This is a genomic window from Mesorhizobium sp. B3-1-7, assembly GCF_006439385.1.
In the GTDB taxonomy this organism is placed as follows: Bacteria; Pseudomonadota; Alphaproteobacteria; order Rhizobiales; family Rhizobiaceae; genus Mesorhizobium.
Genome location: NZ_VFTL01000082.1, coordinates 1 through 1,889 on the forward strand (window position 1 = coordinate 1; position 1,889 = coordinate 1,889).

General features: G+C 65.5%; 2 protein-coding genes. One reads left to right on the plus strand and one right to left on the minus strand.

The window, feature by feature from the left end; genetic code table 11:
- Positions 1–75: 75 nt before the first annotated feature.
- Positions 76–1,179 carry a saccharopine dehydrogenase family protein gene (locus FJ417_RS32945; protein ID WP_140786335.1) on the minus strand — a complete coding sequence of 368 codons (1,104 nt, stop codon included), beginning with the start codon at positions 1,177–1,179 and terminating at the stop codon, positions 76–78.
- Between the two features lie 137 nt (positions 1,180–1,316).
- Here FJ417_RS32945 and FJ417_RS32950 point away from each other — a divergent pair, with 137 nt between their 5' ends.
- Complete coding sequence (locus tag FJ417_RS32950; RefSeq protein WP_140786336.1) at positions 1,317–1,745, plus strand: Lrp/AsnC family transcriptional regulator; 429 nt, start codon at positions 1,317–1,319, stop codon at positions 1,743–1,745.
- Positions 1,746–1,889 lie beyond the last annotated feature (144 nt).

Below are 1,889 nucleotides of genomic sequence, written 5' to 3' on the forward strand. Positions count from 1 at the left end.
GTAAGGTCGACCCCCACTCCGTCGAGCTTCGCTCGACACCTCTCCCCCGATCGACGGGGGAGAGGAAAGGCGCCCTCAGCCCGCGAGCCGGCTCGCCATCTCGTGCTGGGCGTAGGCGCGGCCGAAGCGGTTGGCGAGGAAGGCGTCGAGGGCGATGTCTTCCTGGCGCACGAAGCCCTTCGCCGGCAGCGAGCCGTCGGCCAGCATGTCGAGCACGGCGCAGATGCCGGAAGCGGTGGTGATCTGGATGGCGCTGCGCACGATGTTGCCGACGCGCTGCGAATAGATCTTGTTGGCGTAGGTCTCCTGCAGCAGCCGGCCGTTGCGGCGGCCCGAGACGGTGACGAAGACGATGACCACGTCCTGCAGCGTCGAAGGCAGCGCGCTCTCGAAGATGTCCTTCAGCACATCGCGGCGGTGGCGCAGCCCCAGATCGTTGAGCAGCGCCTTCATGATCGCGGCGTGGCCGGGGTAGCGGATGGTGCGGTAGTTCAGCGTGCGCACCTTGCCCTTCAGCGTCTCGGCGAGCGTGCCAAGGCCGCCCGAGGTGTTGAAGGCTTCATAGGTGACGCCGTCGAGCGAGAATTCTTCGCGCTCCTCCAGCGGCGGCACTTCGATCAGCTCGCCCTCGACGATCGCCTCGCAGGGCTCGCAATATTCGTTGATGACGCCGTCGGTGCTCCAGGTGAGGTTGTAGTTCAGCGCGTTGGACGGATATTGCGGCAGCGCGCCGACGCGCATGCGAACGCTTTCCAGCGTGTCGAAGCGGCTGGCGAGATCGTTGGCGACGATCGAGATGAAGCCCGGCGCCAGGCCACATTGCGGAATGAAGGCGCTGTCGGCGTCACGCGCCAGCTCCTTCACACGGCGGGTCGAGACGACGTCCTCGGTCAGGTCGAGATAGTGCACGCCGGTGGCGGCGGCCGCCTCGGCGATGCGCGTGGTGAGGTGGAAGGGCGCGGCGCTCAGCACGGCGAATTTGCCGGCAAGCACCTTTTCCAGCTCGCCCGCGGCGGCGATGTCGAGCTCCTGCGTCTCGACGCCGGCCGGCAGTTCGGCGGCGGCAAGCTGGGCGGCCGAGCGGTCGACGAGCGTGACGTGGTAGTCGCCCGTGGCGTTCAGCATTTCCGCGATGGTCGAGCCGATCTTGCCGGCGCCGACAACAACGATGTTCTTCATGATCAATATCCCCTGCCATCCTCATTTGGGCCAATTCGATTTGGCGCGAATCTTCGCAGCTTGCCTGTCGAAAGGAAGCGTGGAATCTGGCAATATGACGCCGAACTTTGAGCGATATGCCGAGAGGTTTCGTCAAAATGATCAGTGAAGCCGAACAGGCGCTGCTTACGCTGTTGCGCGTCAACGCCCGCGCCTCGACCGCCGAGCTCGCGCGCCAGCTCGGCGTGTCGCGCACCACGGTGCAGAGCCGCATCGAGCGGCTGGAGCAGCGCGGCATCATCACCGGCTATGGGGTCAGGCTGTCGCCCGATTATGAGCAAGGGCTGGTCAAGGCGCATGTGCTGCTCACCGTGACGCCGAAGCTCGCCGACAAGGTGGTGCGCAGCCTGGAAGCGATGGCGCCGGTGCGCACGGTGCATTCGGTGAGCGGCAATTTCGACATGATCGTCATCGTCGACGCGCCGTCGATCCGGGACCTCGATGCGCTGCTCGACAAGATCGGCGCGATGGACGGGGTGGAGCGGACCTCGTCGTCGATTATTTTGTCGACAAGGGTGGATCGGTAGCAACGCCTCAGATGTTCGCGAGGCGGCGAAGCTGCCGATCTCCCCCCTTGCGGGGGAGATGGCCGGCAGGCCAGAGGGGGTTCGCCTCCCGTAGAGCGTCGACGCCTCCTTCGTCATTCTAGGGCGGAGCAAGGAGCGAAGCGA

What these genes read in the sequence shown, in the direction of transcription:
- FJ417_RS32950 (WP_140786336.1), top strand. Translation starts at nt 1,317, where the DNA reads ATGATCAGTGAAGCCGAACAGGCGCTGCTTACGCTGTTGCGCGTCAAC.
- FJ417_RS32945 (WP_140786335.1), bottom strand. Translation starts at nt 1,179, where the DNA reads ATGAAGAACATCGTTGTTGTCGGCGCCGGCAAGATCGGCTCGACCATC.